This window comes from Pontibacter sp. H249 (assembly GCF_037892465.1).
Lineage (GTDB): Bacteria > Bacteroidota > Bacteroidia > Cytophagales > Hymenobacteraceae > Pontibacter.
The window spans coordinates 21,936-38,275 of record NZ_JBBKTR010000005.1 but is presented as its reverse complement, the minus strand read 5'-3'; the positions used below and the strand labels follow the sequence as shown (position 1 = coordinate 38,275).

Here is a 16,340-nt window from a genome sequence, read left to right as displayed (position 1 = left end):
AATACTATTATTAGGAATTTATACTATAGTTGGTAGAAGTTAATATAACGATCACCATTTCAAATGTTCAATTTGCGCTGTAACTTAAATTAAAGCCAGCAGGTAAAGCTTCCAAATATTCTACAATAACCAAAAACTGTAATTACATCTATTGATGAATATCTAAATAGATAATTAAAACTTGCAGCATTGTTGCAAAAAGCTATATTTGCAACATTAACATGCATCAATTTAAATACTCAGTATCGGTAAGGTGAATAGTTTACGTCCTTATATTTCCTTGCTTCTACTGGTGCTATTCGTAAGAGTAATGGCACCAGAGGCTGCGGTATTGTCTTTGCATGAGCACAAACACACAGAAGATGCCACGCCAACTTCTGATCTCAAATTGAGTACCAAGCACCAGCATTGCCATATAGATGATTTGTACAATGCTGACTTCACGTCTCCGTCATTTTCATTTGAGTTAAGGTTACACCCGGTAGAGGTTTGTTATGTACAGCCTTACAGCTTCGCCTGGAAATTTACCTATCCTAATAATACCCATCAACGCGGGCCTCCTACTGCTTAGGCAGGTATACTTTCTTTCCTATAGTTTATTTACATACTGAAGCAGTTGTTTCTAAAGCAGCAGCCTTAGGTGTTTGTTTATACTTGTTGATAGCCAACTTGGCAACTAGTATAAGCTTATGCACGGCTATACTTATACTTTAGCAAACAGATGCTTTGCCTGCCTCTTCTTTAAATTCTTCCAGTTCATAATCAGAATTATTGAGTGACTAAACAGTCACTTATACAGGCATTCTATACCTAATCAAATGAAGAAGATTCTTCTACTTATACTTTTTATACTTGTGCAACAAGCTGCCACAGCTCAAAATTCAGGCAGCATCAGCGGAACCTTAAGAACATCAGATGGACGCTCAGCAGAAGGCATCATTGTTGTATTAACCCAAGGCAGCTTTGCCACCGTGTCGGGGGCTGACGGAACTTATACTTTACAAAACCTACCGCTGGGAAACCATACAGTAGTTGTTAGGGGGCTGGGCTTTAAGGAAGAGCACCGCGAGGTGGTACTTACCGCTGATGCGCCTGCCGCTTCCCTAAATATCACTATGAATGCCAGCAGCAGTGCCCTGCAGGAGGTGGAGGTATTAGGCCGAAAGGAAACCTCCTACAAAAGCGAGTACAGCTTTATTGGTACCAAAACCGCCTCTTTGGTGATTGATGTGCCACAGACGATCTCCACTGTAACCAAGGAACTGATGGACGACCAGCAGGCCTACCGCTTGACGGATGTGGTGAAGAACATCGCCGGCGTAACGCTTTACTCGCACTATGACGACATGACGGTGCGCGGCTTCCGCAATGGATACGAAAGTGGTTTCCGTTTGCTCAACGGCATGCGCTCCGGGTATAGCTATGGCAACGGTTTCTTCCGGGTGCCGCTTACCGCCAACATAGAGCGGGTAGAGGTGCTGAAAGGGCCTGGAGCCGCTTTGTTCGGTGACGTAAACCCAGGTGGTACGATAAATATGGTGACGAAGAAGCCGCTGGACGAAGAGCGCAAGGCGGTGAGCTTCTCCGTAGGCAGCTTCAACACGGTGCGTTCTGCGCTTGACTTTACCGGTCCATTAAATGAGGAAGAGACCATGCTTTACCGCCTCAACTTCAGTTACGAAGATACTGAGACCTTCCGTGACGTGATCGACAACAAAGCAGTCATCATAGCACCAACGGTTACTTTCCTGCCAACCGATAAGACGACAATCAACGCGGAGATGGTATATAGTAACTTTAATGGCTATCTGGATCGTGGTCTGGTAGTGCGTGGCGGTGATTTGTTTGCCCTGCCTTTTTCTTTTGCGCTTAACCAGCCAAACGACTACTTCAAGGTAAACGACTTTTACCTGAATGCCTCCCTCAATCACAAGTTTACAGATTGGCTTTCTTTTAATGCCTCTTACCTGAAGTTCACTTACTCGGAGGACCTGAAAGAGCACCGCACACTGAACACGTATGCCGATGCGCCTGCCAACACCATCATGAACCTGCGCTATTATGAGCGGGTGGCAGAGGAGTATACCAACAGCTTCTCGGGCTACTTCGCCCTGAATGCCAACACCGGCAGCATAAAGCATAAAATAGCTTTGGGTGCGGATTACATTGAATTCGACACCGACAAAAGCAGTACGACCTGGGAGGCACGTCAGAGATTAGTAGATGGCAAGCCTGTTCCGCTGACGCTGGAACTGAACAATCCGGTGTACGAGCTGAAGGATGCCACGAAGTATATTCGTCGCCCAACACCGCAATTCTTTATCGACTACATTAACGCTGTTTACAACACCACCGGTATTTACGTGCAGGACCAGATGGAACTGACTGACAGGCTGAGCGTACTGGCAGGTTTGCGGTATGAGATGTTTAGTGATGAGCGCGATTATGGCGATGGAGAAGAGCAGATTGTACAGAACGTGCTTTTGCCGCGCCTGGGCGTAACCTATTCGCTGCAGGATAACCTGAATTACTTTGCCAGCTACAGCCAGGGATTTAAGCCGCTGAAACCTGAGTTCATTAAGTTTCCGGAGCGCTATGGCAATAGTAAACCATTCGAAAACGAAACAAGCTACCAGGTAGAAACTGGTTTAAAAGGTGAGTTCTTTAACAAAGGTTTGTTTGCCACACTTTCATTTTACCAGATTGAGAAGCAGAATATGCTGGTGCCAACGGAGCAATTCACAGCCGATGGCAATCCCATCTACAAGCAAAACGGCAAAGCGCGTTCGCGGGGAGCAGAACTTGAACTGGCCGGTAACCTGAGTTCTACTTTGAGTCTGAACTTCAACTATGCTTATAATCACACAGAAGTATTGCAGGCAAGTGTGGCAGCAGAAAATGGTATGCCACTAGCCAATGCACCGAAGCACAGTGCTGGTTTGTGGGCCAAGTATACTTTCGATTTGCCGGCGCTGCGAGGGCTTGGCTTTGCAATAGGCGGACACCAGGTAAGCAAGCGCCGCATGGAGAACCAGGCCAGCCGCGTGGGTACCGGCGAGCTATTCTGGGACTACTGGCCTTCTTACGCGACTGTGGATGCAGCCCTGTTCTATAACATCAACAAGTTTAAATTTAACCTCAATATGAACAACCTGCTCGATGAGAAATATTTTGTGGGTGGCTACGACTATTTCCGTGTTAGTCCGGGTGCGCCACGCAATTTAATGGCGACGATTGGCTATACTTTTTAACCAAATAGGGCTGGTGCGAGCTTGCAGCTCGTACCGCTTTTCAAATAAATCTTTAGCATTCTAACTGAAAAAGGAAAAGTACGAGCTGCAAGCTCGCACCAGCGGAAGAAACCAAAATATTAAGTTTAAACTCATTAAACATCATCATCAAAGAAAATGGAATACGTTTTAGAAGCCCGTAAACTTTGCAAGCAGTACCAGGATAAGCTGGCGCTGCGCGACCTTAACCTGCAGATTGAGGCTGGCGAGATATTCTGTCTGCTCGGGCAAAACGGTGCCGGCAAGTCTACCACCATTAACCTTTTCCTGGGGTTTATACAGCCAACTTCCGGTGCCGCCTATATCAATGGTTTGGAGGTGGCTAGCAATGTTACTAAAGTAAAGGAGCACCTGGCTTACATCCCGGAGAATGTGATGCTATATCCGAACCTAACGGGGTTGGAGAACCTGGCGCTGTTCAGCAACCTGGCCGGCTTTGATTATAGCGAGAAGGAGCTGATGGACTACCTGGTGCAGGCCGGATTGCCAGCCGAAGCGGCCAAGCGCAAAGTAGGAGGTTACTCCAAAGGTATGCGTCAGAAAGTAGGTATTGCTATAGCCGTGGCCAAGCACGCCAAGGTGCTACTGCTCGATGAACCTACCTCAGGTCTCGACCCCAAAGCCAGCAATGAGTTTTCGGACCTGCTGCTCAAGCTGAGCGGTCAGGGTACGGCTATCTTCATGGCTACGCATGACATTTTCCGGGCCAAAGAAGTAGGTACGCGTGTGGGGATTATGCGCGAGGGAGAGTTGGTGGATGTGCTCTCGACTACTGCCCTTAACGCCAACGAACTGGAGAAACTATACCTTAACTACATGCATAATTAATGATGGTACGAAGTATAGCACAGAAAGAATTCATCAGTACCCTCCGTGATAGCCGCTTTGTTGTGCTTAGCGCCATTGTGCTGCTGCTTTTGCTGGCAGCCACCGTGGTAGGTTTGCACAGCTACAGCACGCTGCAGGCCGAGCGCGACGCGGCCCAGCAGACGGTAAACGACCAGTTTGCCAACTCTGAAGCACGACACCCGCACCGCATGGCACACTATGGCTCTTATGCTTTCCGCCCCAAGTCCAGCATCAGTTTCCTCGATTTCGGTATGGATTCCTATACCGGTGCCTCGGTGTACATGGAAGCGCACAAGCAGAACAGCGCCAACTTCAGCCAGGCGCAGCAGTCGTCTTCGCTCATCCGCTTCGGCGAGATGACGGTGGCCTTTGTGCTGCAAATGCTTATTCCGCTGCTTATTATTTTTCTTTGTTTCGGTGCCTTTACGCAAGAGAAGGAGACAGGCACGCTAAAGATACTATTGAGCCAGGGCACATCGCTGCGGCAGGTGGCTTGGTCCAAGATTGCCGGTTTTAGCAAAGTGGTGGCGCTGGTTGTGGCACCGGCTTTAGTGCTGGCTGCTCTTTTGTTGTTTGGCCGGGGAGGCTTTGAGCTAAACGGCGATTTACTACAAAGGCTGTTGCTGTTTATCGGGTTTTACTTGGTGTACTTCTTCATTTTCATCGTGCTGTCGGTGGTGGTTTCGGCTCTGCACCAGCGGTCCAGCACTGCACTAGTTACCTTGCTGGGCATCTGGATTCTCTGCTGTGTGATCATCCCGAAAGCAACAGCCAACTTAGGTGCAACGCTCTACACCACGCCAACCAAGGCGCAACTGGAGGCCGATGTGCACGAAGAGGTAGCCAAAGGTATAGACGGGCACAGCAGCGGACAGGACGAACGCACCGAGGCGCTTAAGAACGAGTTGCTGGAGAAGTATAAAGTGTCTTCTGTGGAAGAGCTGCCCGTTAACTTCGACGGAATACGCATGGCCGCAGGAGAGGAGCACAGCACTAAAGTATACCAGGAGCATTTCAACGAGCTGACCGATATTTTCCGAATGCAGAACCGCATTTCAGAGTATGCGGGCTTCCTGAATCCTTACCTGGCTGTGCGGCATCTGTCGATGGGTATGGCCGGTTCTGATTTCAACCACTATGTGAATTTCCAGAACGAGGCAGAGCAGTACCGCTATAACCTGGCACAGGGGCTGAACCACATTCAGGCAACCCAGCTAAAGTATGGCGACAAAGAAACACGCCTGAGCAGCGACACCTGGAAGGAATTTCAGCCTTTTGAGTATGAAACACCTAAGGCCGGCTGGGCACTCGCTAATCACCTTGTGTCACTTATCGCCCTGTTTCTGTGGCTGGTGCTGGTTTGCACAGTAGGTATGAAGCTGATTGACAAAACTAAAGTTGCCTAAGCGATGAATAAATTCTGGATACTGATAAAATACGAATGGCTTAATTTTAGAGCCGATAAAGGACTGCTGATCCTGACCCTGCTGACGCTTTTCTCCGGCCTGTATGGTATTTACTATGGCACCACGGAGATAGCAAGGCAGCAGGAAAACATCGCTGCTCTGGATGTGCTGACCGAGAAGAACATTGAGGAGCTGAAAGCCAAATACCCTGATGGAACAGACGCCGGCGACATTGGCTACTACCATTCCACCTTCGCTGTCAACCATCCGGACTCCTGGGCTAGCCTATCGCTGGGGCAGCGCGACGTAAACCCATACTACATCAAGCTTCGCCTGCTCAACCTGCAGTCGCAGCTCTATGACACCGAGAACATCAATCCGCTGAAAGTACTGTCGGGAAACTTTGATCTGGCCTTTGTACTGGTATACTTGTTCCCACTGCTCATCATCGGGCTATGTTTTAATATATTGTCTATAGAAAAGGAGCAGGGTACTTTGCCTTTGTTGCTGTCGCAGCCCATTGGCTTGCCCTTAATTGTAAGCGCGAAGCTGACGTTCCGGATGATGCTGGTGCTGGGCTTGGCTTTGCTGCTCTCGGTGGTGGCGATGGTGTTGGGGCAGGTGATGCCGGATGAACGTGTGGCGCTCTGGCTAGGGGTGGTGGTGCTTTACTGCCTCTTCTGGTTTGGCGTGGCTTTCTTAGTGGCGGCCCTGCAGAAGAACTCTGCTTTCAATGCGGTGACGCTATTGGGGGTATGGCTGACGCTCACCATTATTGTACCTGCGTTATTGAACGTGTACATTGCCGTGAAGCGGCCTATGCCGCAGGCACTGGAGCTTACCATCAAGCAGCGCGAGGTGGTGCACGGCGGCTGGGACAAACCCAAGCGCGAAACCATGGACAAGTTCTTCTCCCTCTACCCGCAGTGGACTGATACCACCGAAATTCAGGGGCGCTTTGCCTGGCGTTGGTACTATGCTTTCCACCACTTAGGCGATGTGGCCGTGGCGGACTTAGCGCAGGAGTATCAGCAAGGGCTGCAAGCACGACATCAGTTAGTGGAGCAACTCAATGTGTGGTCGGTGCCGGTAAATGTGCAGACCATTTTCAATGCCATGGCCGGCTCTGATTTGCCGTCATACGTGGGTTTCCTGCAGAGTGCCACCCAGTACCACGATTCGCTTCGGGAGTTCTACTATCCTTTCCTGTTCAACCAAGTCAATTTCACGAATGCTGACTATGCCAAAGAGCCAAGGCATAGCTTTACCAGTTCATCTGATTTTACAACAGTGTATGCAGGTGTATATAAACTGGTGCTGAGTGTTCTGCTGGTGTTTGTGGTGGGGATACTGCTGTTTAGAAACGTGAAATTGAAAGTAAAATAAATCGCCCCATATAATTCTAAGTTAGACATGGGAAAGTCCCGCTGTTTTACAGTGGGACTTTTTATTATATAAAAATTATCAGATAGCCCCAAAAAAAGTCCTGCAAGCTATATTTACAAGGCCTTTAAACTTAGTGGTGCTCTTAAATGTACGAATTTCGAACCAGTTTATGGATGATTTGAGGAGACTAAGCCGCAAAGCTGATATGTAGACAAGCATTTGTACAGCTGAGAGAGCAAGTTATGTTATTGCGGCCCCTGCCTCGCTTAAACTTGGCTTTGCCTGTATTTCCTTAATGTCGCTCATCATCTCCTTGCCCATCAGATCAACCGTGGAGCGGTCCTCAGATAGAGTCACCCTTTCACAGGTCTCCTGTCTGGCAGGAGAAAAAAGACTTCCTCATTATCGACTCATAGCATTCCACCGCCGAAGAGCTCTGGTTTATCACCAAGGTGAGAAGAATAGCTGGAGAGGAGGCCTGCAAGGCAGAGGAAGAATTTATTTGAAGTTCATTCTCATGCAGCCATACAGGTAATGGAAGGAAGCAAGTGCCTTCCTCGTTAATACTCCCAAATTTAAAACATGCTCTACTTTTCAGAAGCCCTTTTTAATTCATGTAAGTTTTTCTGCACACCTTTATCTAAATTGTTCTGAAAGTAGTCCTTGAATAATTGTGGAAACACACCCTGCAGGCTTTCTTCAACTTTTATTACGGTTTTTTCACCTTCTTCCTCAAAGTACCAATTGTGTATTGCACTTGCTCCAAATGTTCTTCCTGTCCAACCGAATTTAATTTTGGGACTGACAGTGTGAATTTTTGAAGAAAATGATAGTCCACCCGCTTTCCATTTGAATTCACTACCTTCTTTGAGATCTTCTCTCAGATTGGCTTCTGTTACTTCTGATTGCCACGTAGGCCAGTCATTGATTGTAGTTAATATTTGCCAAACCTTTTCAGCAGGTGCCGCGATTTCGATTTCAGCATAGGATTTCACTGGTGCATCTTCGTTGATTGAGATATTCATGTCTTCTGTTTCGTTATTTTTTTGATAGGATGTGTATTGGTTGAATTGCATATTTTCGAAAATAAATAAAGCTATTGAAGCGATAATGATTATCATGAGGCTGGAATGAATAGCTTTTTTCATACTTTAAGTGCTCATTTATTTTTAAATCGCCTACGACATTGGGCTAAAAAGAACTTTTAGGCTTACTGATCCAGACTCAAGTATGTGCTTTATACCATCCGTACGCTTGATACCATATCCTAGGGCTCTGTTCATGGCGCTGTGGCCGAAGAACACCAGACCAGTTAGTTGCAAGGCTTCCAAATAATGCTACCTACAACATGCTGCCGCTAATGTTTGGTTAAAGTATATCGATAGGTCAACTTGTTTCAGGCAGTTGCAGGATGCTTAGCAATTGCGCTGGCCGCTTTCTGCTTGATGGCTTTATCGATGCTGTAAATGGTAAAAACAGTTAACAATGTTGTGGCTACCACGGTGTACCCGATTAAGTCGTAGTGTTCAAGCTTGCCGTTGCTGGTTTGCACAACAATCAGTCCGGCCACTACCGATGCCAGACCTCCGGCCATTTGCTGAATCGATGACTGTATACTCATATAAGCACCTCTGTCTGCTGGTTCAGGAATGGCAGTCATCAGGGCTGAAGCTGATACCATGCGCCCGACACTGGCGATGATAATGAACACATTCATCAGAATAACGAACCATAGTGGCGGTGTGCCAAGATTACAGTATACAGGGATCACTACCATAAAGAGCACAGATCCCCAAGAATAAAGCTTATACTTGCCAATCTGGTCACTTAGCTTACCTGCCAATGGACCTGCTACCATGGCACAAAGGCCAGTAATCAGGTAAATAAGGGGTAGTTCGTCGAGGCTGACGCCAAGGTTATAGACGGTGAAAGCACTGGCAAAAGGCATCATCATAAAACCGGCAGTAGAAAGTAGTATGTTGGCGCCAAAGCCCTTGAGATAATGCCTGTCCGACAATACATGTCCCAATTGTTTAAAAGCATTTCGGTCGGACTGCAGGAGGAGATGCTCCCTGATCGGCTGCATACGAACCATAATGGCTATGCCCACCAGCACACTGATACCTACCAGTAGCAGGAAAGGAGCCTGCCAGTTCCACGCATTTGCCAGGTACAGGCTTAGCGGGATTCCCATCACCTGGCTAATGGCAAAAGCCATCTGAACAAAGCCCATCACACGTCCGCGCATCTGAAGCTGGAAAAGATCCGTGATGATAGCAAATGATATGGAACCGATAACTCCGCCAAACACGCCGGCAACGATGCGTGCCAACAGTAGCGAAAGGTAGTTTGTTGCAAGACCACAGAGCAAAGTGCCCACTATAAAGCCTGCATAGAATATTAACAGCAGCTTCTTACGGTCGTACCTGTCTGCAAAGCCAGCTGCCAATAATCCCGATGTCCCTGCACTGAAAGCATAGGCTGATACCACCCAGCCAAACTGCTGCGGCGTTATAGACAACTCCCGTATCAGCTGAGCACCCAGCGGCGATAGCACCATAAAATCGAGCACAATCGTAAATTGCAGAAGCGCCAGAATGGCGATGATGAAAATCTGATATCTGGTAAATGGGGTTTTACCTGATGGGGTAGTAGTGTCTTTCATGTTGCTCAAACTGTTACGTTTATACTAAGGCAGGTTTATAGTGTAGCGTAAGTATGCATCTCTGATTCTGTAATTAGTTAAAGAAGTCTCCTGATAATGGGAGACACAAGCATGTGTTTCCTGAAACTGTAACCTGTAAGCACTGCGGCCAGACTGCCAAGCAACACAGATGCTAATACATCGCTGGGATAGTGCACGCCCAATGCCAGCCTCGAGTAAGCGATCAGTAGTGCCCATACTAAAACTACTCCACGAAACAGGTTGCTGTGGAACATCAGGGCCAATGTCACAGCGGCCGTAAACGCAAAGGCAGTATGACCTGACGGAAACGATGAGCTGTCTGCCTCAGCTAGCTGTGTAATAGTTGCATTGTTCAGAAACGGCCTTGGTCGGTCAACTGAATATTTGAGGGTTCCAACAATCAGCACATTAAGGGCCATAGCGAAGACATATTGAACAGCTTTAAATTTCAGCGCTTTGTCTTTCCAGATGTACCCTGCCAGGTACAGAGAGATAGGAACCAGTACACCAATGGCATAGGCTGTATCTGTAAGAAACAGCAGCATAAAATCGACTAGGGCAAGCCTGCTGCCATGCAGCAATTCCAGAACTTGCAGGTCCAGGGAGTAGAAAACATCAAGCAGGGCAGCTTGTGTAAACAGAAGCACTACGAGGCAGAGGTACATTGTCGTCATAATTTTATTTTTTTGCGGTAGTGTGGCCTCCAAACTTTTGCGAGGCTGAAGTGAAAATGATTCCCGCAAAGCAACAAAATAAATTCTGATGACTGTCTTCGTAAACTAACCGTTGGTGTATGCCTGGGAGGTGTTGCGGCCTGAGCCATAGCGTTTCATCAAATCATAGCTACCGTACATCAAAATGCGGTACAGGCTAAGGGGAGCTATGCAGTGCCGTTAATGCTTATATGTAGCGTTTCGGCTGGGCATTCCTTAAGAAGTCGCTGCGCCAGGAGCTGAAGCATGATTGGAAGTCTGCCAGTATATCATGTCCTCATCTCTGTGCACTTCACACATCCCCAGCTTCTCGAGTATTCTGATGGAGCCGGTATTTTCTAGGAGGCATCTGGCAGTAACGCATTGTACCTCCCGATGGCTCAACGCCCATCCAGTTAGCGCCTGGGCCACCTCCAGTCCATAACCTTTCCGTTGCTCCTGCTCAATAATTGCATAGCCCAGGTCCACTGCTCCGCATGTGTCCGGCCCGCCTTTGAAGCCAGCATCGCCAATAACCGCCTTCTCTTCCCGGAGCACCACCATCCAAGACTCAAAGCCGGTAGGCCCACCTGGAAGCTCCAGGTTTAGGATGATCTTGGGCAGTGTCTCTGTTGCCTCCTGGTCAGGCCAATGGTTAGTTATCTTAAGGCCGAGTTTGTGCAACACGCTCAGGTCCCCTTTCAAAAGAGATGTTGCTGTTTCAAGCGTGAAAGGGATCAGCAGTAGCCTTTCTGTCGTGATTGGTTTTATACCCATCGTGTAGCTAAAGTCAGGTGTGAGAGCATAGTGTTTTATACCCTGGTTATTTGAATTTAACCGCATACAGATATCCGTCGGAGCTGCCGAAGTAAATGACCTCTTCATCGATGACCGGTCTGGAAAGAACAGAGCCCAGCAAGTGTATCTTGCTTTCCGAGCTTTTTACTGCTTCCATGGTTTCCCCATACAGTATGAAATCTTTCCTGAACCTGCCTTTTTCATCATAAACAGAGGCATAGTTTTTCTTACTCTCTTCCGTCTGAAACTCCCACACAATCTTACCGGTTTCACTATGTACTCCATAAAGTTTGCCGTTAAAGCAGCCAAAGTACAGGATGTCTTCGTGCGCTATGGCGGCTCCGTATACCCGCATGTTCAGCGGCAGTTTCCACTGTACTTCTCCGTCGGTTTTATTCAGGCTGTAGAAGGCGTGCGTGTCAGAGGTACCAACGTAGAGCCTGTCTTTGTAAATCAGGGGAGTGGCAACAACCCAGCTGCCGCGCTCCTTCATGTTCCATCTTCCCCGGCCAGTTTTGGCGTCGAGTGCATAAAGGTTGTAGTCTCTGCTGCCGAAGTATACCACCCCGCCCTTCACAACAGCTCCTTCCTGTATCTCCCCCTTTGGGAAGTGTGTATCGCCAACAGTCTGGAACTTCCAGATCAGCTCACCACTACCTGCATTCAGAGCATAAAACAAGCCGTCGAAACTACCGAAGTATACTCTTCCATCCTCTATAGCCGGAGTGGCGTGTACCACACCATTAGTCTTGAACTTCCACTTTAAGTTGCCGGAACTGCTCTCCAGAGCGTATAGGTGCCCGTCGCCACTGCCCCAGTACAAAGTGCCTTCTGCTATCCTGGGTGATGACAGATAATAGTCCCAGAGGTCATAAACCTTCTCACCTGCAGCGCTAAACTTCCACAGCAGATTTCCACTTTGCTTATTCAGGGCGTACAAAGTGCCGTCTGCACTTCCGAAGTACACGTTTTGATCAACAACGGCAGGAGAGGAGTGCACAGCGCCCGCTGTCTTGAACTCCCATACCTTCTTACCGGATTTCTTGTTAACAGCGTAGAACTTATGGTCGCCGCTTCCTACATAGACCAAATCTCCATCAACCAGGGGAGAAGCGTATACCCTGTCATTCGTTTTGAATTTCCAAAGGGCATTGTCCTGAGCATAGAGTAAGGAAGAAGTACAGAAAAACAGGAGAAGGGCCAAAGTTTTTTTGTTCATAGTTTTGTATAGTAGGTTGATTCTAGTTTCACGTGTTTAACTGCCATTGCAGTTGCAGAAGCTTAATGCAGTAATTTATGGCCGATCCGCTCCATCAGCAGCGCGCGCTGTCCACGGGCTACGGGCAGGCTTTCGTTGCCGATCAAAACGTTGTTCCCGCTCAGTGCCCGTATATGGCTCAGGCTGATGATGTACGATTTATGGATCCGGAAGAACTGCTGTGCCGGCAGGGTCTGCTCCAGCGCCTTAAAAGTGAGGTGCACGATGAGTTTGCGGGTAGTAGTGTGGAGCTGCACGTAATTCTGCATGCCTTCAATGTAGAGGATATCGGCCAGGAAAACTTTCTCAAACAGCTTGTTATGCTTTACAAAAATATAATCCGTTTCGGTCAACTGAGGCTCTGAAACCTGCTTTTGTTTAAGCACATAATAATCCCTGGCCTTGTTCACCGCTTTCAGGAAACGCTCCAGCGGGATTGGCTTGAGCAGGTAATCGAGTACATCCAGCTTAAAGCCCTCCAGTGCGTAGTTGGGGTAGGCTGTGGCCAGTATGGTGAGGGGCGGATGAGGCAGAAGCTCCAGTAGGTTTAGTCCGGTGATACCAGGCATGTTGATGTCCAGAAACATAAGGTCTACCTGTTGCTGTTGCAATGCGTTCTGCGCTGCGATAGCACTATTGTAGCTACCCACCAACTCCAGGTAATCGACCTGGGCCACGTAATGCGCCATCCCTTCGCGGGCCAGTGCCTCGTCATCTACAATGATGCATTTCATTTTCATCTGCCGTCGTTTTTTAAGCTTGTAATTCCAGTGCTGGAGTGGTTTGCTGGTGCAGCCTAAGCCTTAGACTGGCACGGTAAACACCGTTTCTTTCCTGCAGCTGCAAAGCACAGCAGTTCGGGTACAAAAGCGCCAGTCGTTTCTTCACATTCTCCAGACCGATACCGCCTGCTTGGAAATCCCGCTTCGCCTCCGTTGCAGCATAACACGAGTTGCTGACCTCTAGGTATACTTCACTGTCTTCTATGCTTAGCTTTATGTCGATATAGCTTTCTCCTTCGGCAGACCGGGAGGCATGTTTGAATGCATTCTCCACAAAGGGCGCCAGTATAAAAGGAGCAATGTTGTAGCCGTGGCTTTGCGGCGGCCATTCGCAGTGGAGGCGGAGCTCATCTCCACATCTTACTTTCTCGATGTTTACAAAATTCTGCAGGTATGCAATCTCCTGCTCCAGCGGGATAGAGGGCTGGGAGCAATCGTAGAGCTGGTAGCGGAGCATATCGGCAAACTGAAACAGGACCTTCGACGCCTTTTGAGTGTCTCTGTGCATCAGTACGTGAATGCTGTTGAGCACATTGAACATGAAGTGGGGGTTTATTTGGTCGCGTAGCAATTTAAGCTCTGCCTCCAGGTGCTCTGCCCGCAACTGTTGGTGCTTTTTCTCCATCCGGCTGTGCTCGGTATAAAACCTGATACCGCAAATGGCGCTGCTCGTGAGCAGGATACCCACAAATAAGCCCAATACGCGCGGGGCGAATGGAAGTGGAGTACCATCGGGTGTAGGGGTTTTAAAGTGCAGCACATGCTCCAGCCATACATCTACAAATGCCAATACGACCGCTAGTGTTACACAACTGAGCAGCAGAACCATTACGAAGCGGAGCATCTGCTTATTCCGGATAAAGTAGGGCAAAACCAGGTCACCGAGCGCATGAGCACCTGCCATGTGCCCCAGCACCAGCACGGTCACATATACTAGGCTCTCAGCGAGGGGCATAATGTGGGTGATGTAAATCTGGAGGAGTATGACAAGTGCTAGCACACTCCAGATAAACGTAATAACGGCGCTGGTTACAGATAGAGTCTGGCGTTTCATAATTTTTGGCAAAGCAAGGAAATTAATTTCATTTCTCTCTTTTCTTAACCATGCTTTTGTGTATGGAAATGTTTACCTGAACTGATGCATGCTGCAGTACATCAAAGGAATCCTGTCATTGATAAAATTTCACCTAAGGTGAAAGCGCCACTTCCACTGCCTGAGTTGCTGTCTGCAGCAGCAATGTATAAAATTCTGTAACAGCTGCTGCTATTCTGTAACAGCTTCGCCCTGCCGTTTTGCTTCCTCTTTGATGACGAAACGATGTATAAAAACACAAAGCGAAACTATGATAGACATGACTTCCGGCATTAGTATCATGTTCCTGATACTATAAAGGTAGGTAAACCAAGTAAAATAACATTGATTGTAACAAAGAACATGCTGCCGTATAGCCAGTATTAGTTACACTAAAAGTTGAGGTGGGCTACAACCCTTCGCATACCACCGAAAGCCTTATTGGCTATACCGCGTATTGGTGGCCGTTAATAATACTTTAGTTTCTGTGTCATAAATCATTAAACCTTCTTCTTTGTCTCCAAGTTGTTTAATTATTTCACCGTTTTCATTCCAAATGGAAGACTTTCCTGCGCATTTGTATCCACCTGATTCTCCAATAAAATTAGCCATGAAAGTCACCATTTTATAACTTCTTGCAATATCACTCAACTTCTTTAAGTCTGAATCTATACCATTAACAGAATTCAATACACTTGCCAAATATACAGTAGCATTATTTTGGGCAGCAAATTCGTAATGTTCTTTATTTGATAACTCATAGCATATGGCAGGTGCAACAATATCGGTTTCAAATTTAAGAACTAGCGGGTTAGATCCAGGTTTAAAGGTTGATACTTCAGTTGGATATAAATATTGTTTAGAATATGTTATTCTCCTTTTTTCAGGTTGAAATATTATCATGCTAATATATAGTTCTTCTTCTTCTCTCATCGGCAGCCCAATTCCTATTGTGATATTATTTTCGTCGCTTAGCTTTTGAAAGCAGTCTAACCTTTTATCTTTTTGATTGGTAGCCAGAGATATGGCTAATTCTGGTTCATATCTGGACAATGATAGCTCAGGAAAAACAATCATGTCAGTATGCAAATTAATCGCTTGGTTTATCCAACCTATATGAATCATTGTGTTTCTTTCAATATTTCCTTTTATTGGTTCTAACTGTACTATTGCAATTCTCATTTTATTGTCAATCTGTTATCATTGTTTTAATCCTGACTAACGCCTTTGTTAAAATAAGCCAAATAAAAGGGGATTTACAGTATTTTTTTTCAGCAATGGCAAGTTGTCTTATCAATTTCTAAAGAAGTAGGTTCTTGTCCAGATATAGACATTGTTTGTAAGAAGATACTTAATACTAAGCCTAATGATAGGTTGATTGCCACAGATGAGAATGAGGTATATGTTAGAGAGATAGTGGAGTAAGATAAGTATACAGCCTCTCCTTTGAGGTAAGGTGAAATATGAAAATGACACAGTTTAAGTACACTCCTGAATGTTGATTAAGAGAATACACAGTCACCAGCAACACCTCCTCAAGGAGGAGGAGACTGCCTCAGTTTGACCGGATGTATTGAGCTGAAATAATATCGAAGTACACTTAAAAACCTGTCACACTTCAGGAACTATAGAGTTGCCTCTTTGTAGTAAATATAAATATGTTTGTATAGTGATTGATGGATTAAAGGAGTTGATTCTACGTGAAATGGTTGCTTTAAGCCAGTATGATAATAAAAAAGCGCTAACCACTTCAGTAGTAGCTAGCGCTTGAAATTGTATTTGTGCTCTTAAGTGTACGAATTCCGAACCATTTTATGGAGGATTTGATGAGATTGGCTCAGCAAACAGGATAACGAGCACCTTATCGGGGCTTGCTGTTCCTCTTCTCTAGTGTCCCTGTAGGGCGGCCAGTTCATGATCAGCACCCTCTCCTTGGGCAAGCCTTTGATGCCCGTGAGATGGTCGTACTTTTTATTGAGCTCAATACTCTTGACAATAAACTTATGCATTTTCTCCTCCACCTGCTGGAAAGATGCACATGGTAGGTCGGACAAGTTGAGCAGATCACGCTGAACTCTATGTATAATGATAATGTCAAGCTGTCTGAGAAAATCAGGGAGC

14 protein-coding genes are annotated in these 16,340 nt (G+C 46.7%); 5 read left to right on the top strand and 9 right to left on the bottom strand.

Features of this window, described 5'->3' with window-relative positions; all coding sequences use genetic code 11:
• Positions 1-292 precede the first annotated feature (292 nt).
• From WG943_RS08485 to WG943_RS08465, 5 genes are all read left to right on the top strand, one after another.
• Positions 293-571, top strand: a complete 279-nt coding sequence (locus WG943_RS08485; protein ID WP_340408169.1) for a hypothetical protein — start codon at positions 293-295, stop codon at positions 569-571.
• A 247-nt stretch (positions 572-818) separates the two neighbouring features.
• The gene (locus WG943_RS08480; RefSeq protein WP_340408167.1) at positions 819-3,251 is read left to right on the top strand and encodes a TonB-dependent receptor; all 2,433 of its coding nucleotides are present in this window, start codon (positions 819-821) and stop codon (positions 3,249-3,251) included.
• A gap of 156 nt (positions 3,252-3,407) precedes the next feature.
• Entirely contained in the window at positions 3,408-4,118 is a 711-nt protein-coding gene (locus WG943_RS08475) for an ABC transporter ATP-binding protein (protein ID WP_340408165.1), read from the top strand.
• On the top strand, positions 4,118-5,545 hold the full coding sequence (locus tag WG943_RS08470) for an ABC transporter permease (protein WP_340408163.1): 1,428 nt from the start codon (positions 4,118-4,120) through the stop codon (positions 5,543-5,545). The genes WG943_RS08475 and WG943_RS08470 overlap by 1 nt, the downstream gene beginning before the upstream one ends.
• A 3-nt stretch (positions 5,546-5,548) precedes the next feature.
• Positions 5,549-6,931: an ABC transporter permease gene (locus tag WG943_RS08465; protein WP_340408162.1), complete on the top strand. Its 1,383-nt coding sequence runs from the start codon at positions 5,549-5,551 to the stop codon at positions 6,929-6,931.
• 587 nt (positions 6,932-7,518) lie between these two features.
• Here WG943_RS08465 and WG943_RS08460 read toward each other — a convergent pair.
• From WG943_RS08460 to WG943_RS08420, 9 genes are all read right to left on the bottom strand, one after another.
• On the bottom strand, positions 7,519-8,079 hold the full coding sequence (locus WG943_RS08460) for an SRPBCC family protein (protein WP_340408160.1): 561 nt from the start codon (positions 8,077-8,079) through the stop codon (positions 7,519-7,521).
• Between the two features lie 30 nt (positions 8,080-8,109).
• Positions 8,110-8,253 carry a hypothetical protein gene (locus WG943_RS08455; protein WP_340408158.1) on the bottom strand — a complete coding sequence of 48 codons (144 nt, stop codon included), beginning with the start codon at positions 8,251-8,253 and terminating at the stop codon, positions 8,110-8,112.
• A gap of 74 nt (positions 8,254-8,327) precedes the next feature.
• Positions 8,328-9,596, bottom strand: a complete 1,269-nt coding sequence (locus WG943_RS08450) for an MFS transporter (RefSeq protein ID WP_340408156.1) — start codon at positions 9,594-9,596, stop codon at positions 8,328-8,330.
• Between the two features lie 77 nt (positions 9,597-9,673).
• Complete coding sequence (locus tag WG943_RS08445; protein ID WP_340408155.1) at positions 9,674-10,291, bottom strand: phosphatase PAP2 family protein; 618 nt, start codon at positions 10,289-10,291, stop codon at positions 9,674-9,676.
• 255 nt (positions 10,292-10,546) lie between these two features.
• Entirely contained in the window at positions 10,547-11,152 is a 606-nt protein-coding gene (locus tag WG943_RS08440; protein WP_340408154.1) for a GNAT family N-acetyltransferase, read from the bottom strand.
• Positions 11,133-12,326 carry a PQQ-binding-like beta-propeller repeat protein gene (locus WG943_RS08435; protein WP_340408152.1) on the bottom strand — a complete coding sequence of 398 codons (1,194 nt, stop codon included), beginning with the start codon at positions 12,324-12,326 and terminating at the stop codon, positions 11,133-11,135. Before WG943_RS08435 ends, WG943_RS08440 begins: the two co-directional genes overlap by 20 nt.
• A 62-nt stretch (positions 12,327-12,388) precedes the next feature.
• Complete coding sequence (locus WG943_RS08430) at positions 12,389-13,105, bottom strand: LytR/AlgR family response regulator transcription factor (protein ID WP_340408150.1); 717 nt, start codon at positions 13,103-13,105, stop codon at positions 12,389-12,391.
• A gap of 13 nt (positions 13,106-13,118) precedes the next feature.
• Positions 13,119-14,201: a sensor histidine kinase gene (locus WG943_RS08425; RefSeq protein ID WP_340408148.1), complete on the bottom strand. Its 1,083-nt coding sequence runs from the start codon at positions 14,199-14,201 to the stop codon at positions 13,119-13,121.
• Between the two features lie 456 nt (positions 14,202-14,657).
• The gene (locus WG943_RS08420; RefSeq protein ID WP_340408146.1) at positions 14,658-15,401 is read right to left on the bottom strand and encodes a carbon-nitrogen hydrolase family protein; all 744 of its coding nucleotides are present in this window, start codon (positions 15,399-15,401) and stop codon (positions 14,658-14,660) included.
• Positions 15,402-16,340: the final 939 nt, after the last annotated feature.